The sequence below is a fragment of the Vibrio sp. V43_P6S15P86 genome, assembly GCF_009904725.1.
In the GTDB taxonomy this organism is placed as follows: domain Bacteria; phylum Pseudomonadota; class Gammaproteobacteria; order Enterobacterales; family Vibrionaceae; genus Vibrio; species Vibrio diabolicus.
Genome location: NZ_WXWT01000120.1, coordinates 1 through 16,027 on the forward strand (window position 1 = coordinate 1; position 16,027 = coordinate 16,027).

Consider the following 16,027-nt stretch of genomic DNA (forward strand, 5'->3'; position numbering starts at 1 on the left):
GGATTAGTACGCAGCCTTCTGGGTATCGGCTATTCTTGTGATTAATTTTTCATTCTTTAACTGATTTTTTATCAGACGAATAACAGGTAGTCATACATGTCTAAGCTAGTTTTAGTTTTAAACTGCGGTAGTTCTTCTCTTAAATTTGCCGTTGTTGATGCCGAGAACGGCGACGAGCACTTGTCAGGTCTTGCTGAGTGTCTTCACCTTCCTGAAGCTCGCATCAAGTGGAAACTTGATGGCAAGCACGAAGCTCAACTAGGCAATGGTGCAGCTCACGAAGAAGCACTAGCGTTTATGGTAGAAACTATTCTTGCTTCTAAGCCAGAGCTTAAAGCTAACCTAGGCGCAATCGGTCACCGTATCGTTCACGGCGGCGAGCAGTTCACTCAATCTGCACTAATTACTGATGAAGTTCTAAAAGGTATTCAAGACGCTGCAACATTTGCACCTCTTCATAACCCTGCTCACATCATCGGTATCGAAGCGGCTAAGAAAAACTTCCCAGAGCTGAAAAACGTTGCTGTATTTGACACTGCGTTCCACCAAACTATGCCTGAAGAGTCTTACCTATACGCTCTTCCATACAACCTATACAAAGAACACGGTATCCGTCGTTACGGCATGCACGGTACTTCTCACTTGTTCATCACTCGTGAAGTTGCAGGCCTACTAAACAAACCAGTTGAAGAAGTAAACATCATCAACTGTCACCTAGGTAACGGCGCATCTGTATGTGCGATCAAGAACGGTCAATCTGTAGACACTTCTATGGGTCTTACTCCACTTGAAGGTCTGGTAATGGGTACTCGCTGTGGCGACATCGACCCTGCTATCGTCTTCCACCTACACGACGCTCTAGGTTACTCTGTTGATCAAATCAACACGATGCTAACTAAAGAGTCTGGTCTTCAAGGTCTAACTGAAGTGACTTCTGATTGTCGTTTCGTTGAAGACAACTACGGTGAGAAAGAAGAAGCAACACGCGCAATGGACGTGTTCTGCCACCGTCTAGCTAAGTACGTAGCTGGCTACACTGCTTCAATGGACGGCCGTCTAGACGCAATCACTTTCACTGGCGGTATCGGCGAGAACTCTGGCCCTATCCGTGAAATGGTTCTAAATCGTCTTGGCATCTTCGGTATCGAAGTAGATAGCGAAGCTAACCTTAAAGCTCGCTTCGGCGGCGAAGGCGTTATCACGACTGAAAACAGCCGTATCCCTGCAATGGTTATCTCTACTAACGAAGAGCTAGTCATCGCTGAAGACACTGCACGCCTGACAGGTCTTTAATTGAATTACTGGCTAGCCACTCGGCTAGCCAGATTTTCATTCAAACGAATTTCTTAGGGGCTCAACTCCTATTCTTCGAGCTTCATGGAATAAGAGTTGAGCTTTTATCCCCCAAATAGCTAAAGGTACTCTACGAATGTCTCGTACTATTATGCTTATCCCTACTAGCGCAGGCGTTGGCCTAACAAGCGTTAGCATGGGTGTTCTTCGCGCTATGGAGCGTAAAGGCGTTAAAGTTTCTTTCTACAAGCCAATCTGTCAGCCACGTTCAGGTGGTGATCAGCCAGATCTGACTTCAACTATCGTTGGCCACAACAGCGATATGAAGATCGGTGAGCCAATGGCGATGTCTGTTGCTGAAAGCCTAATCGGTAACGACAACATGGACGAGCTGCTAGAAACCGTTGTTGAACGTTACAACCAAATCAACAAAGACGCAGACGTTACGCTAATCGAAGGTCTTGTACCTACTCGTAAGCACCCATTTGCAAACCAAGTAAACGCGGAAATCGCGGCAACACTTGGTGCAGAAATCGTGCTAGTTGCGACTCCAGGTACTGATAACCCAGCGCAACTGAAAGAGCGTATCGAAGTAGCATGTTCTAACTTCGGCGGCACTAAGAACAAAAACATCTCTGGCGTTATCATCAACAAGCTAAACGCTCCTGTTGACGAAGCTGGCCGTACTCGCCCTGACCTATCTGAAATCTTTGACGATGCAGATAGCGCGAAACAAAACGAATTGAAAGTGATGGAAATCTTCAACACTTCTCCAATTCGTGTACTAGGTTGCGTGCCATGGAGCATTGATCTGATTGCGACTCGTGCAATCGACATGGCTAAGCACCTGAAAGCAGATATCATCAACGAAGGTGACATCAACACTCGTCGCATCAAGAGCATCACTTTCTGTGCACGTTCTCTGCCAAACATGATTGAGCATTTCAAACCTGGCTCTCTACTTGTTACTTCTGCAGACCGTCCTGATGTTATCGTTGCTGCTTCTCTTGCTGCAATGAACGGTGTGGATATTGGTGCTGTACTGCTAACTGGCGGTTACGACATCCCTCGCGAAATCGAAGGTCTATGTAAACCAGCGTTCGACACTGGTCTACCTATCTTCAAAGCACAAGGTAACACTTGGCAGACATCTCTAAACCTACAGAGCTTCAGCATCGAAGTACCTGCAGACGATAAAGAGCGTATCGAGTTCATCAACGAGCACGTTGCTGGTCACATCGACGGTAACTGGATCGAGTCAATGACTGAAGGCACTCAGAAGTCTCGCCGTCTAAGCCCACCAGCGTTCCGTTACCAGCTAACTGAACTTGCTCGTAAAGCAGGCAAGCGTATCGTTCTTCCAGAAGGTGACGAACCACGTACTGTTAAAGCGGCAGCAATCTGTGCTGAACGCGGCATTGCAGACTGTGTGCTTCTAGGTAACCCAGATGAAATCCGTCGCGTAGCAGCTCAACAAGGCGTTGAGCTAGGTACTGGCGTAACCATCATCGATGCCGATGCTGTTCGTGAAAACTACGTTGCTCGTCTAGTTGAGCTGCGCGGTGCGAAAGGCATGACTGAAGTTGTGGCTCGTGAGAAGCTACAAGATTCAGTATTCCTAGGCACAATGATGCTTGAGAACGACGAAGTTGACGGCCTAGTTTCTGGTGCTGTTCATACTACGGCGAACACTATCGTTCCTCCGTTCCAAATCATCAAGACTGCACCAAATGCGTCTATCGTATCTTCAGTATTCTTCATGCTTCTGCCTGATCAAGTACTGGTTTACGGTGACTGTGCGATCAACCCAGATCCAACCGCTGAACAGCTTGCTGAAATCGCTATCCAATCTGCTGACTCTGCAGCAGCATTCGGTATCGACCCTCGCGTTGCTATGATCTCTTACTCTACTGGTGAATCTGGTAAGGGTGCAGACGTTGATAAAGTACGTGAGGCAACTCGCATCGCGAAAGAGAAGCGTCCTGATCTAGTGATCGACGGTCCTCTGCAGTACGACGCAGCTATCATGGAAAACGTGGCAGCGTCTAAAGCGCCTAACTCTCCAGTAGCAGGTAAAGCGACAGTATTCGTATTCCCAGACCTAAACACGGGTAACACGACTTACAAAGCGGTACAACGTTCAGCTGACCTAGTTTCTATCGGTCCAATGCTGCAAGGTATGCGCAAGCCTGTAAACGACTTGTCTCGTGGCGCGCTAGTAGACGATATCGTGTACACAATCGCTCTAACAGCAATCCAAGCAGACCAAGAAGCTAAATAATCGCTTCTGACATCTAGTTGGACAACTATCCAAAGCCCTCGATTCGTCGAGGGCTTTTTCTATTGTTGGCCACACAGCAAAGAGGCTATGAGCAATAGTACTAATACGCGCTTACGAATACAGCGCCATAAATACCCCAGCCCCAACCACAACACAACCTGTCATCACTGGTGCGATTCGGTGCCAAAGCTTCTTATCCCCTATCGCGATGACCATCCCCATTTTCACAATGGTATTAACCGAAGCGGCGATCAAAATGCCTAACGCAGCAGTGGTCACGCTTAATGTTTGCGTACTTTGACGTCCGAGGGTTAACGAGATCGCATCAACGTCAGTAATCCCTGATAAAGCAGAAAGGATCAACACACCCGCATTGCCGAACCAGTCAGACAAAGCATGAGCAAGCAGCATAATCACCGCCAACACGAGGCCAAAGAACAGTGCCGACTGCAAAGCAAGAGGGTTCGTTTGCTTATTTGATTGCTCAATCTGCTCAACTTCACTTCTGCGCCAAATCCACCATGCCGGAATGTACAGCGCAACCATCATCGCCATCACAATTGGCCAAAGCAGTTTCACTAATTGTGGATTGATAACAGACAGTACGATAAGTAAACGAGGGAACATGGTTCCGCAGCTCAAAAGAATACCACTAGCGAGTAACGGGCTGATGCTCGCTTGCTCACGAGAAAAATGGGAAAACTGCAACGTTAATGCTGTCGAAGAGCTAAGACCAGCAAATACAGACGTAAACAAAATACCTCGCTTCGCCCCGCCGATCTTTATCGCAAAATAACCGACAAACGAGATACTAGCGATCAGCACAACCATCCACCAAATCTCATACGGGTTAAGTGCATTCCAAGGGCCGTAAGATTGATTTGGTAACAGTGGTAACATGACTATCGAGATAAGTAATAAACGCAGTGCTGCGTCTAACTCATACTCTTGCAGTTTTTGTAGTGCTTGATGTAGCTCTCTTTTGTTATCGAGCACCACCGCGGTAATAACGGCCGCTGCTGCAGCCAAAACAGCCTCACCCGACACGGCAAGGTTACCCAGAACAAACACCACCATAATACTAACCACACCAGTGATGCTCAGATCTCCGCTCTTTTTCTGCTGTATAACAAAAGCGATGCAAGTGAGGATGACTAAAGCGATAAGCGCAAAACCAATGAGTAAAGGTGTATAAATGTTGGCGAGAATGCCAACTAAACCACCGAGTAAACCGACTAAAGAAAAAGTACGAATGCCCGCGACACGACTGCCTTCTACGCTATTGCGCATCACCCAGCCACGTTGGGTGCCAACAATTGCCCCCAGTAATAGAGCAATAAGCAGATTCCAAATTAGATGCTCGCCACTGACAAACTCATTGATATCCATGCATCACTCCGTCAAAAAGCGGTTGTTATCTCATTAGTTTATTTGAATATGGGTAAGAAGCTGTGACGATGAGAGGATAATCAGAAAATGGCCCCGGTTCCCTGCTTACCATTGCGTCTTATAATTTCATTATTCTTTTATCTACCACCAAAACGTAATAGAACGAAGCGGCCCTCCCTATTCAATTTATCAGCATGATTTACATTTCAACTGAACTTTTTTACTCGAACTACGTAACGAAGATGGACTGCTATTAAGCAAACTCACACATAAGTAAGGAATACATATGAACAACTCCATCAACAACTCACTGCTAAAGCTTGGTTTAGCTGCAATTCTGTTCAGTTTTTCTTCATTCAGCTTTTCTGCCCCAAGCATTAAAGGCGTTGATCAAGATATGTCCGGAGGAACGGTAACCGCAAAAATGGCTCATGCTGACGACAACGGATGGATGGTCGTCCACCGAACAGACGAATCAATGAAGCCTGGCCCTGTTATCGGCTATGCCCCACTAAAGATGGGACAGAATGAGAACGTGAATGCAATTTTGATGGAACCGGTTGAGTCTGGCGACATGCTGATGCTAATGGTCCACGGAGAAAAAGGGGGAATGAAGACTGGCGTATTTGAATATACACTCGGAGCCAAAGAAGATGGACCTGTAAAAGTCGACGGAAAATTAGTGATGGACGTCGTGCGCGCTAAGTAAGACGAGCGCACACTTACAAGTCACTCTCCTACTCCTAGTATTTAGTTGGCATAAAAGTACTTAACGACATTGCCTACCGTTAAGTACTTTTTCATTTCTGATGGAGGCAGCAAACTAGCCAATTATTTCTCTTCCATGAGAAGAGTTTAAGTCTAAATCAGGCCCTTTGGGTACGACTTGCGTCGGGTTAATACTAGTGTGGCTGAAATAGTAGTGACGTTTAATATGGTAGAAATCCGTGGTTTCTTCGACGCCTTCGACTTGATACAACTCTTTTAAGTATCCTTGAATATTCTCGTAGTCTGCGATGCGCTGCTTGTTGCATTTGAAGTGACCCACATACACGGCATCGAAACGGATCAGAGTCGTAAACAAACGCCAATCAGCCTCAGTAATAGTATTCCCCGCTAAATAACGATGCGTCGCTAGGTGCGAATCGATTTTATCTAGCGCAGCAAATAAAGAATCGAATGCTTCTTCATATGCCTCTTGCGTGGTCGCAAAACCACAGCGATACACTCCATTGTTGACGTTTGGATAAACAAAATCGTTCCACTCGTCAATAACATGCTTTAGCTGTTCTGGATAATAGTCATCGTGGTTTCCTGTTAGCTCATTGAACTCCGAGTTAAACATACGAATAATTTCTGACGACTCATTCGACACAATCGTATTGGTCTTTTTATCCCAAAGCACAGGCACAGTTACACGGCCTGTGTAATCTGGTTTGGCCTGCGTGTAGATTTGGTGCATACGAGTATGACCAAATAGTGGCTCAGGAAGCCCCATTTGCCAGCCTTGGCTGAGCATATCAGGGCAAACAACCGTGACATCAATATGGGGTTCTAAGCCTTTCAGCTTGCGGAAAATGAGGGTTCGATGTGCCCAAGGACAAGCAAGAGAGACATACAAATGGTATCGACCGGACTCTGGCGTAAACTCCGCATCAGGGTCGTTTTTAACCCAGTTACGGAATCCGGCATCTTCACGCACAAATTTGCCACCATTTGATTTTGTGTCATACCAGACGTCATGCCAAACACCTTCGACCAACTTACCCATGATTGCGCTCCTCTCATTCTGTTTATGTCTATATTAGCGTTTCCTATCAAACAGAAAATCACTGAATTTAGGACATCATGTTCAAGAAATTCGAATGTATAAATCAGATGCATAAAAAAAGCGCGACCCAATGAAGGTGTCGCGCTTAAGCCTGTCACAGGCTGAATTTATACACTAACGTGCAAACAAGATACCGCGTGAACGTCGTTGCCTTGAATCGTTGGCTTCGTCTTCGCACACTCTTCGGTTGCTTGTGGGCAACGAGTGCGGAACACACAACCCGATGGTGGGCTGATCGGCGAAGGAAGGTCGCCTTCCAGCATTTGGATTTTCTTACTGCGTTCAATGTTCGGGTCCGGAATCGGAACCGCTGACATCAATGCGCGTGTATATGGGTGCTTAGGATCAGCAAACAGCGCCTCCGCCTCACCGAGCTCGACAGCATTACCCAAGTACATGACCAAAACACGATCTGAGATGTGTTTAACCACTGATAAATCATGCGCAATGAATACCAGAGAAAGGCCTAGTTCTTTTTGAATCTCTTTAAGCAGGTTAACAACCTGAGCTTGAATAGATACATCAAGCGCCGATACGGGTTCATCACAGATGATCATCTTAGGCTTAAGGATAAGCGCACGCGCAATACCGATACGCTGGCATTGACCACCCGAGAATTCATGCGGATAACGGTTGATCACATTTGGTAGTAGACCCACTTTCGCCATCATCTCTTTAACGCGGTCTTTCACTTCCTGCTTAGACAGTTCTGGGTAGAACGTTTCAAGAGGCTCAGCAATAATGTCGCCAACCGTCATACGTGGGTTAAGAGATGCCAAAGGATCTTGGAAAATCATTTGGATTTCTTTACGCGTTTCACGACGTTGGACGTCTTTCATCTTAGTTAGATCTTGACCCAACCAAACTACTTCTCCATCCGTCGCTTCAACAAGGCCGATGATGGCGCGCGCAAACGTCGATTTACCACAACCTGACTCACCTACTACACCAAGCGTTTCCCCTTCGTATAGTCGAACGTTCACCCCATCAACCGCTTTTAGGCTTGAAGGCTTTGACCACGGCCATGCCGATTTTGACGCAATGCTGAAGTGAACTTTCAGCTCTGAAATGTCCAGAATTAGCTTTTTATCTACTGCGTTCATTTGTTCCAAGCCTCCCATTCAGAAAAACATGCGCGCTGACGGCCATCACCAAATGGAGTCAGAATTGGCGCTTCACGCTTACAACGATCCATCACTCGATGGCAACGCTCTTGATAAGGGCAGCCCGGTGGTAAACGAAGCAAGTTTGGTGGATTACCAGGAATGGTTGGCAGAATTTCACCTTCCGTATCAAGGCGAGGAATCGCCTTCAGCAGACCCTCTGCATAAGGGTGGCTTGGATTATAGAAGATCTCGTTTACGTTGCCGTACTCCATCGTACGACCTGCATACATAACCAGCACCTTATCACACGAACCTGCAACAACACCAAGGTCGTGCGTGATCATGATGATCGCCGTGTTGAACTCGTCTTTAAGCTCATTAAGCAGGTCCATGATCTGTGCTTGAACCGTCACATCAAGTGCTGTTGTTGGCTCATCGGCAATAAGCAGTTTAGGACGACATAACAACGCCATCGCGATCATTACACGTTGACGCATACCGCCTGAAAACTCATGCGGGTACATCGTGATACGCTTACGCGCTTCAGGGATTTTCACCGCTTCCAGCATGCGTACTGATTCTTCAAATGCTTCCGCTTTGCCCATGCCTTTATGCAGCATAAGCACTTCCATCAACTGGTCACTTACCTTCATGTAAGGGTTCAGCGATGTCATTGGGTCTTGGAAGATCATTGCGATCTGTTCAGCGCGAACTTTGTTCAGTTCTTTTTCTGGTAAGTTTAAGATTTCTTTGCCTTCAAACTTTGCGCTACCAGAGATAATACCGTTTTTAGCCAAAAGGCCCATGATTGCGAATACGGTTTGAGATTTACCTGATCCCGATTCTCCAACGATACCTAAGGTTTCGCCTTGGTTGAGAGAGAAGTTCAAATCGTTTACTGCGGTTACGATACCATCTTGCGTGGTGAATTCGACGCGCAGATCTTTGACATCTAATAAGCTCATCATTGCTTCCTTAATCTTATCTTTTAATTATCTGTCTTTTGGATCCAGCGCATCGCGCAGGCCGTCACCAACGTAGTTGAAGCAGAATAGCGTCACAACCATGAACACTGCTGGGAATGCCAGCTGCCAGATTGCCACTTCCATTGTCTGTGCACCTTCTTGTAGAAGAGCGCCCCAACTTGTCATCGGTTCCTGAACACCAAGACCAAGGAATGATAGGAATGACTCCGTCAGGATCATGCTAGGGATAAGCAGCGTAGAGTAAACCGCTACGATACCCAGTACATTCGGCACGATATGACGAGTGATAATTTTCCAGTTGCTAACACCACACACATGTGCAGCTTCGATGAACTCTTTGCTACGTAAGCTGAGTGTCTGACCACGTACGATACGCGCCATATCTAGCCATGCGATAGCACCAATCGCAACGAAGATCAGCATGATGTTACGACCGAAGAATGTTACCAGTACGATTACTAGGAACATAAACGGTACCGCGTATAAAATTTCTAGAATACGCATCATTACGCGGTCAACTTTACCGCCGATGAAACCAGATGCTGCGCCGTAGAGCGTACCAATCAGTACCGCTACAAATGCGCCCATAACACCCACCATCAACGAAATACGCCCCCCAATTAGCGTACGCACGTATAAATCACGGCCTAGGCTGTCAGTACCAAACCAATGGTCAGCATTCGGTGCAACGTGCATCGCGTACCAGTCAGTATCATCAAAGGTGTGCGGTGCAATCATTGGCAGAATAATCACCGCCAACGTCATTAGAACAAGAAGGAATAAGCTCACCATTGCCGCTTTGTTGCGCATAAAACGGATACGAGCATCTTGCCAAAGACTGCGACCTTCAATCTCCAAGTTTTCGGAGAACTTCTCAATCGCTTCTAGGTTTTCTTTTTTCGTTAACATAACCAAACGTCCCTGTTAGTAGCGAATTTTCGGGTCAATCATTGCAAGTAGAATATCTACAATCGCGTTGAATAAAATGAATAGGAAACCAATCAGGATGGTTACACCCATTACTAGCGAGTAGTCACGGTTAAACGCAGCGTTAACGAATAGCTTACCAATACCTGGTAGACCAAAAATGGTTTCGATAACAACAGAACCAGTGATGATACCTACGAAAGCAGGACCCATGTAAGAAACAACAGGAAGAAGTGCCGGCTTAAGGGCGTGCTTGATGATGATGTAACGGTAGCTTAGACCTTTAGCACGAGCCGTACGAATAAAGTTACTGTTCAGTGTCTCGATCATCGAACCACGCGTAATACGAGCGAAGGTTGCAACATACAGTAGTGACATACCAATGACAGGAAGCACTAAATACTGCCAGCTACCATCTTGCCAACCGCCCGCAGGGAAGATATTCCAGTGAAGCGAGAATAGATAGATAAGCGCAGGTGCCAATACAAAAGAAGGCATTACCACGCCGAGCATCGCTGTCGACATGATGGTGTAATCAATCCAAGTATTCTGCTTGAGCGCAGCAATGGTACCGACGGTAACCCCCATAATCAGGGTAAAGATAAAGGCGATGAAGCCCACTTTAGCCGAAACCGGTAAGGCAACCGCGATCAGCTCGTTAACCGAGTAATCAAGGTATTTAAATGACGGCCCGAAATCCCCTTGGATAACATTGGTCAAATACGTGGTGTATTGTTCAAATACAGGTTTATCCAAGCCATATTTAGCTTCGATATTTGCCATTACTTCGGGTGGCAATGGACGCTCTGTCGAGAAAGGGTTTCCCGGTGCAAAGCGCATAAGAAAGAAAGATACGGTGATCAAAACCAACATTGTTGGGATCGCCTCAAATATCCTTTTTGCGATGAATTTAAGCATAAACTCACTCTTTCAGTCTGTGACAGTTAAATTAAAGAAGTCGTCCAATTCTTTTGGACTAAAGATAGGCGCTACATGCAATTTCTCACATGTAGAGCCTCATTTTTATAGTTCTATCGAGTTACGAATTACTCTGTGATGTAGAGATCTTTAGAGTAAATCTTGTCTTCCGCGTTATTGACTGGGAAGCCACCAACTTTCGGTGATAGTAGACGTGATTTCACGTACTGGTAGATAGGTGCGATTGGCATATCTTTTGCCATCAACTTCTCTGCTTCTAGGTAAAGCGCTTGACGCTCTTCGTCAGAAGTTGAAGCAAATGCTTTGTTCATGATTGCATCGTACTCTTTGCTGTCGTAGTGAATACCACCAGTAGTGTTATTACTCATCATCAGCGTTAGGAAAGATGAAGCTTCGTTGTAGTCGCCACACCAACCTGCACGAGCAACCTCAAAGTTGCCAGAATCTTTGGTAGATAGGTAAGTTTTCCACTCTTGGTTTTCTAGCGTAACGTCTAGACCAAGCGTCTTCTTCCACATTGAACCCAGTGCAACCGCAAGTTTCTTGTGGTTCTCTGACGTGTTGTATAGAAGGTTAAATTCAAGAGGGTTGTCTGCACCGTAACCCGCCTCTTCCAGTAGACGCGCCGCTTCAGCATTACGCTCTTCTTGCGTCATTTTGCCGTATGCAGGGATTTCTGGGTTGAAACCCGCCGTGATTTCAGGCGTTAGGAAATAAGCTGGCTTTTGACCTTGTGCTAGGATCGCATCAGTCACGATATTACGGTCAATCGCATAAGAAATCGCTTTACGTACGCGAACATCATCAAACGGCTTTTTCTTCGTGTTGAAGATGTAGTAGTAAGTACACAAGTTACCCGACACAGACACGTCTTCTGGATGCTCTTGCTTCAAACGCTTGAAGTGCTCTGTAGGCAGTTCATTCGTGAAGTCAATTTCACCTGCTAGGAAGCGGTTCATTTCCGCTACTTGGTTTTCGATTGGTAGGAAAGTAACTTGATCAAGCGTCGTGTTTTCGTTGTCCCAGTATTGTTCGTTACGTTTTAGAACTAAACGCTCGTTTACAACCCAGTTGTCAACAACATAAGCACCGTTACCTACAAAGTTCTCAGGCTTCGTCCATTGATCGCCGAACTTTTCAACGGTTGCTTGGTGAACAGGCTTCACTGTTGTGTGGCCCATCATCATCACAAAGTATGGTACAGCAGTGTCTAGCTCAACCACTAACGTGTGGTCGTCAACCGCTTTAACACCCAACTCACTCTTGTCTTTTTTACCCGCAACAATGTCTTTTGCGTTCTTCATCTTGGTGTATTCCATGTACCAAGCGTATGGAGAAGCGGTTGCTGGGTCGACTGCGCGTTGGAAGCTGTATACAAAATCACCTGCAGTAACAGGATCACCGTTAGACCATTTTGCGTCTTCACGTAGGTGGAAAGTGTATGTTTTGTTGTCTTCAGTTTCCCAAGATTCTGCAACACCAGGGATAGTGTTACCGTCCGCATCTTGGTTTACTAGGCCTTCAAGAAGATCGCGAATCACGTGGGATTCTGGAACACCTTGAGATTTATGAGGGTCTATTGTCGCAACTTCTGTACCGTTACCACGCACCAATTCTTGAACAGCAGCAAGTTTTGGCTCTTTAGAATCAGATTTAGCTTCAGGGGCTGGAGCCGGAGCAGGCTCTGCAGCTTGTTTCTCTGCAGGCTTTTCGCCACAACCAGCTAAAGCGAGAGAAAGACCAGCACCAATAAATAAAGCGCGCGTGATTTTATTCTTATACATGCGTAAAACTCCAAATTTTTTCGTTAGCATCCATGACTTCTTTGTAAGGGCCTGGAACGGTCAGAGTTTTAGATTTTTTTAGTGCATTTTCTGAGCACAAAAGCCTAAAACCTTACAAAGACTGCGGCACACATTAGCAATCATTGAAGTAATTTGCCATAAAAATGTAGCAAAAAAACCAATAATCCTGACTAAACCACACATACCTAGCAGTAAACTCTAATCAAAAAGTATTCACCAGCCAAATGGAGACCAGAAGCGACATTCCACAGACAAAACTTTCGATTAATCTACATTTAAACCACTTGATAGCATCTTATGCTAGATATTTACATATTATTTAACATTTATGACAAATGAAGTCTAACAAATAATTGTTTATATATTGGGCTAAAAACTTTTATTGTGAAGAATATCACCAGAGCGAGCACGGGTTGTGTTGAAGTCAAATGAGCAGAATTATGAAGATAAGTACAAAAAAAGCTAAGTGCCATTGACACTTAGCTTTTTTCACTAGAATGAGGAGTGGGTTCTATTTTTCCCAACGCTGTGCAGCTTGGTGATCAGTATCGCGCGACTCAATCCAACGATCTTCATTCGTCGTGCGTTCTTTCTTCCAAAATGGTGCTTTGGTTTTCAAGTAGTCCATAATGAACTCGCAAGCATCAAATGCTGCTCCGCGGTGTGCACTTGAAACACCAACAAAGACGATTTGATCACCGCTATCCATGTCACCAACGCGATGAATCACGCGTACGCCCAATAATGGCCAACGTGATTCAGCTTGATCGCAAATGTCGCTCAAGCTCTTCTCAGTCATGCCTGGGTAGTGTTCCAAGTGCAAACCAACAACATTATCGCCAAGGTTCATATCTCGAACTTTACCAATGAATGTTACGACAGCACCAGCAGCCGTACCTTCGGATAAACGTTGATATTCGTGATCAACGGAAAAGTCTTCAACTTGTACAGAGACGCGTGGGTCCATCTTAACCTCCGGTTACCGGTGGGAAAAATGCAACTTCATCCCCCGCTTTTACTTCGGTATCAAGTGGGACAATAGATTGATTAACAGCAGCAAGTAGCTTTCCTGGCTCTAAAGCCAAATCCCACTTGCCATTTTTATCAGCGCCCTCTTCCACGAGATGTGCGCGAATCGCTTCAACCGTTTCAAATTGATCATCTAATTCGACACTGTCGATACCAATCAGCTCACGAGTTTGAGCAAAAAAAAGTACTTTAATCATGATTCCGCCTTGAAGTGTCCAGATTTTCCACCCGTCTTTTCTAGGAGACGAACTTGACCGATAACCATGTCTTTTTGCACCGCTTTACACATATCGTAAATCGTCAGTGCAGCAACAGAAGCCGCCGTGAGCGCTTCCATTTCTACGCCCGTTTTACCTGCAAGCTTGCAAACAGACTCAATACGAACTTTGTTTTCTGACTCAATAGCCTCCAACTGAACTTCGATTTTAGAAAGCAACAGAGGATGACAAAGTGGAATCAAATCCCACGTTTTCTTTGCAGCTTGGATACCAGCAATTCGAGCCGTCGCGAACACATCACCTTTATGATGCTGCCCGGAAACAATCAGTTGCAAGGTTTCTGGGGCCATGTGAACAAATGCTTCTGCACGTGCTTCACGAACCGTTTCAGCTTTTGCAGACACGTCGACCATGTTAGCTTCGCCAGACGCATTGATATGGGTAAATTGAGTCATTGTTTTTCCTTCGCTTTTAGGAAAGGTTATACAGATAGGTGCGGCATGAAGTTACAAGGGCGATGGCTTGCATCTAACTGCTGCTTGATGATCTTCGTCCAGCCAGTGCGGCACGCGCCAGTTGAACCAGGCATTGCGAAGATAACTGTATGGTTAGCAAAACCTGCAATTGCACGCGATTGGATCGTTGACGTACCAATTTCTTCGTAAGACACCATGCGGAATAATTCACCAAAACCTTCTACTTCTTTATCAAACAGAGGCTTCAGCGCTTCTGGCGTGCTGTCACGTGACGTGAACCCTGTACCACCAGTAATCATGATCGCTTGGACATTGTCGTCCGCAATCCACTGAGAAACAATTGCGCGAATTTTGTACATATCATCAATAACAATTTGCTTATCGACAACATTGTGACCCGCTTCTTGAGCGTGTTCAACAAGGTAGCGACCAGAGGTATCGTTTTCTTCGGTACGAGTGTCAGATACCGTTAGAACGGCAATATTTGCAGGTTGAAATTTGCTTTCAGCGTGACCCATGTGTTCACCTATTCTCTTTTAACTTTGATACGTTTGGTATCGATTCTAGAAAAGCGAGGGAAAGCTAGCCTATAAATAAGCTTTCCCTACAAAATTTGAGTTGATTTAGCCGCCGATAGACGCCAGATGTGGCGTCATACCCGTATTACCATCGTGCAAGAAGTGGCTCACCGACTTAGTTTGTAACTGCGCTTGGATGCGTTCAATAAGCTCGCTTTCTTGCTCATCACGTTCCAATAGATCACGTAGTTCTACACCGTGGTCTCCAAACAAACACAGATGCAGCTTACCCATCGCAGAGACGCGTAGTCGGTTGCAGCTCTCACAAAAGTCTTTTTCATACGGCATGATCAGGCCAATTTCACCCTTGTAATCTGGATGAACAAACACCTGCGCGGGGCCGTCATTATGAGAGCGCACTTTAAGCAGCCAACCGTTCGCAATCAACTGATTACGAATTGCTACGCCAGACACATGATGCTTATTGAATAAATCATCCATCTCACCCGTTTGCATCAATTCGATGAAGCGCAGTTGGATTGGACGATCTTTTATCCAGTTGAGAAACGCTGGCAGTTCTTGATGGTTAAGATCTTTCATCAACACCACATTAACTTTGACTTGCTCATAACCAACTTCAAACGCACGCTCGATACCATTCATCACCTCAGTGAACTTATTTTCACCCGTGATTTGGTGGAACATGCGCGGATCAAGGCTGTCCACGCTGACGTTGATGTGAGTTAAGCCCGCTTCACGCCAGTCTGCGACTTGCTTCGCCATGCGGTAACCATTGGTCGTAGTTGCAACTTTTTGGATACCAGGCGTCGTCGCCACTGAGTGGATAATATCGGTAAAATCTTTGCGTAAACTTGGTTCACCGCCAGTAATGCGCACTTTTGACGTGCCACAATCAGCAAACGCTTTTACGACCCGTTTGATTTCAGGAAGAGATAAAAAAGACGAGTTTTTATTGCCCGAAGGCTTATAGCCATCAGGAAGGCAATAGGTACATTTGAAATTACATACGTCGGTCACAGACAGACGCAAGTAATAGAACTTACGATGAAATTTGTCTTCGAATTGTTGCGCCACGGAACACCTTTCCAAACACGGGAGGCATGGCCATTTCCAATCATGCCCTTGTGACAGTACGCCACTGGCTCAAAACGCTTATCCTCGGACTTAGCAATAGTGAGCTCGGAGTTATGGCAACCAGAGATATGAAA

Annotated in this window: 15 protein-coding genes and 1 riboswitch; of the genes, 3 read left to right on the plus strand and 12 right to left on the minus strand. The window is 45.7% G+C overall.

The window, feature by feature from the left end; genetic code table 11:
- The first annotated feature begins 96 nt into the window (after window positions 1-96).
- Both CAG69_RS05310 and pta read left to right on the plus strand, forming a co-directional pair.
- Window positions 97-1,293 (plus strand): acetate kinase, encoded by a 1,197-nt coding sequence (locus CAG69_RS05310; protein WP_161443050.1) that lies wholly within the window; start codon window positions 97-99, stop codon window positions 1,291-1,293.
- Between the two features lie 136 nt (window positions 1,294-1,429).
- Window positions 1,430-3,574: a phosphate acetyltransferase gene (gene pta, locus CAG69_RS05315; RefSeq protein WP_005396636.1), complete on the plus strand. Its 2,145-nt coding sequence runs from the start codon at window positions 1,430-1,432 to the stop codon at window positions 3,572-3,574.
- A 111-nt stretch (window positions 3,575-3,685) separates the two neighbouring features.
- Here pta and CAG69_RS05320 read toward each other — a convergent pair whose 3' ends face one another.
- A complete protein-coding gene (locus CAG69_RS05320) occupies window positions 3,686-4,963 on the minus strand; it encodes an MgtC/SapB family protein (RefSeq protein ID WP_161443052.1) in 1,278 nt (425 codons plus the stop codon).
- Between the two features lie 286 nt (window positions 4,964-5,249).
- Here CAG69_RS05320 and CAG69_RS05325 point away from each other — a divergent pair, with 286 nt between their 5' ends.
- Entirely contained in the window at window positions 5,250-5,672 is a 423-nt protein-coding gene (locus tag CAG69_RS05325; RefSeq protein ID WP_012841581.1) for a DUF7282 domain-containing protein, read from the plus strand.
- A 114-nt stretch (window positions 5,673-5,786) separates the two neighbouring features.
- Here CAG69_RS05325 and CAG69_RS05330 read toward each other — a convergent pair whose 3' ends face one another.
- From CAG69_RS05330 to moaA, 11 genes are all read right to left on the minus strand, one after another.
- Window positions 5,787-6,734, minus strand: coding sequence for a glutathione S-transferase family protein (locus tag CAG69_RS05330; RefSeq protein ID WP_161443054.1), 948 nt, complete (start codon window positions 6,732-6,734; stop codon window positions 5,787-5,789).
- Window positions 6,735-6,901: 167 nt separating this feature from the next.
- Window positions 6,902-7,915 (minus strand): murein tripeptide/oligopeptide ABC transporter ATP binding protein OppF, encoded by a 1,014-nt coding sequence (gene oppF / locus CAG69_RS05335; protein WP_006742812.1) that lies wholly within the window; start codon window positions 7,913-7,915, stop codon window positions 6,902-6,904.
- The gene (locus CAG69_RS05340; RefSeq protein ID WP_005396641.1) at window positions 7,894-8,865 is read right to left on the minus strand and encodes an ABC transporter ATP-binding protein; all 972 of its coding nucleotides are present in this window, start codon (window positions 8,863-8,865) and stop codon (window positions 7,894-7,896) included. The genes oppF and CAG69_RS05340 overlap by 22 nt, the downstream gene beginning before the upstream one ends.
- A gap of 27 nt (window positions 8,866-8,892) precedes the next feature.
- The gene (oppC, locus tag CAG69_RS05345) at window positions 8,893-9,795 is read right to left on the minus strand and encodes an oligopeptide ABC transporter permease OppC (RefSeq protein ID WP_005396642.1); all 903 of its coding nucleotides are present in this window, start codon (window positions 9,793-9,795) and stop codon (window positions 8,893-8,895) included.
- A gap of 15 nt (window positions 9,796-9,810) precedes the next feature.
- Entirely contained in the window at window positions 9,811-10,731 is a 921-nt protein-coding gene (oppB, locus tag CAG69_RS05350) for an oligopeptide ABC transporter permease OppB (protein ID WP_006742810.1), read from the minus strand.
- A 128-nt stretch (window positions 10,732-10,859) separates the two neighbouring features.
- Window positions 10,860-12,536, minus strand: a complete 1,677-nt coding sequence (locus CAG69_RS05355) for an ABC transporter substrate-binding protein (RefSeq protein WP_005396644.1) — start codon at window positions 12,534-12,536, stop codon at window positions 10,860-10,862.
- 532 nt (window positions 12,537-13,068) lie between these two features.
- The gene (moaE, locus tag CAG69_RS05360) at window positions 13,069-13,524 is read right to left on the minus strand and encodes a molybdopterin synthase catalytic subunit MoaE (RefSeq protein ID WP_114323293.1); all 456 of its coding nucleotides are present in this window, start codon (window positions 13,522-13,524) and stop codon (window positions 13,069-13,071) included.
- A 1-nt stretch (window position 13,525) separates the two neighbouring features.
- Window positions 13,526-13,783, minus strand: coding sequence for a molybdopterin synthase sulfur carrier subunit (gene moaD, locus CAG69_RS05365; protein ID WP_005396646.1), 258 nt, complete (start codon window positions 13,781-13,783; stop codon window positions 13,526-13,528).
- Window positions 13,780-14,259, minus strand: a complete 480-nt coding sequence (moaC, locus tag CAG69_RS05370; protein WP_161443056.1) for a cyclic pyranopterin monophosphate synthase MoaC — start codon at window positions 14,257-14,259, stop codon at window positions 13,780-13,782. The genes moaD and moaC overlap by 4 nt, the downstream gene beginning before the upstream one ends.
- A gap of 26 nt (window positions 14,260-14,285) precedes the next feature.
- Window positions 14,286-14,798 carry a molybdenum cofactor biosynthesis protein B gene (moaB, locus tag CAG69_RS05375; RefSeq protein WP_005396648.1) on the minus strand — a complete coding sequence of 171 codons (513 nt, stop codon included), beginning with the start codon at window positions 14,796-14,798 and terminating at the stop codon, window positions 14,286-14,288.
- 105 nt (window positions 14,799-14,903) lie between these two features.
- Window positions 14,904-15,893 (minus strand): GTP 3',8-cyclase MoaA, encoded by a 990-nt coding sequence (gene moaA / locus CAG69_RS05380; RefSeq protein WP_005396649.1) that lies wholly within the window; start codon window positions 15,891-15,893, stop codon window positions 14,904-14,906.
- Window positions 15,882-16,016, minus strand: a riboswitch (molybdenum cofactor riboswitch). Its footprint overlaps the gene before it by 12 nt.
- Window positions 16,017-16,027 lie beyond the last annotated feature (11 nt).

Bases quoted from the DNA above. Each gene is read 5' to 3' on its own strand.
- oppF (WP_006742812.1), bottom strand. From the start codon at position 7,915: ATGGGAGGCTTGGAACAAATGAACGCAGTAGATAAAAAGCTAATTCTG.
- oppB (WP_006742810.1), bottom strand. From the start codon at position 10,731: ATGCTTAAATTCATCGCAAAAAGGATATTTGAGGCGATCCCAACAATG.
- CAG69_RS05310 (WP_161443050.1), top strand. From the start codon at position 97: ATGTCTAAGCTAGTTTTAGTTTTAAACTGCGGTAGTTCTTCTCTTAAA.
- CAG69_RS05340 (WP_005396641.1), bottom strand. From the start codon at position 8,865: ATGAGCTTATTAGATGTCAAAGATCTGCGCGTCGAATTCACCACGCAA.
- oppC (WP_005396642.1), bottom strand. From the start codon at position 9,795: ATGTTAACGAAAAAAGAAAACCTAGAAGCGATTGAGAAGTTCTCCGAA.
- moaC (WP_161443056.1), bottom strand. From the start codon at position 14,259: ATGACTCAATTTACCCATATCAATGCGTCTGGCGAAGCTAACATGGTC.
- CAG69_RS05320 (WP_161443052.1), bottom strand. From the start codon at position 4,963: ATGGATATCAATGAGTTTGTCAGTGGCGAGCATCTAATTTGGAATCTG.
- moaE (WP_114323293.1), bottom strand. From the start codon at position 13,524: ATGGACCCACGCGTCTCTGTACAAGTTGAAGACTTTTCCGTTGATCAC.
- moaB (WP_005396648.1), bottom strand. From the start codon at position 14,798: ATGGGTCACGCTGAAAGCAAATTTCAACCTGCAAATATTGCCGTTCTA.
- pta (WP_005396636.1), top strand. From the start codon at position 1,430: ATGTCTCGTACTATTATGCTTATCCCTACTAGCGCAGGCGTTGGCCTA.
- moaD (WP_005396646.1), bottom strand. From the start codon at position 13,783: ATGATTAAAGTACTTTTTTTTGCTCAAACTCGTGAGCTGATTGGTATC.
- CAG69_RS05325 (WP_012841581.1), top strand. From the start codon at position 5,250: ATGAACAACTCCATCAACAACTCACTGCTAAAGCTTGGTTTAGCTGCA.
- CAG69_RS05330 (WP_161443054.1), bottom strand. From the start codon at position 6,734: ATGGGTAAGTTGGTCGAAGGTGTTTGGCATGACGTCTGGTATGACACA.
- CAG69_RS05355 (WP_005396644.1), bottom strand. From the start codon at position 12,536: ATGTATAAGAATAAAATCACGCGCGCTTTATTTATTGGTGCTGGTCTT.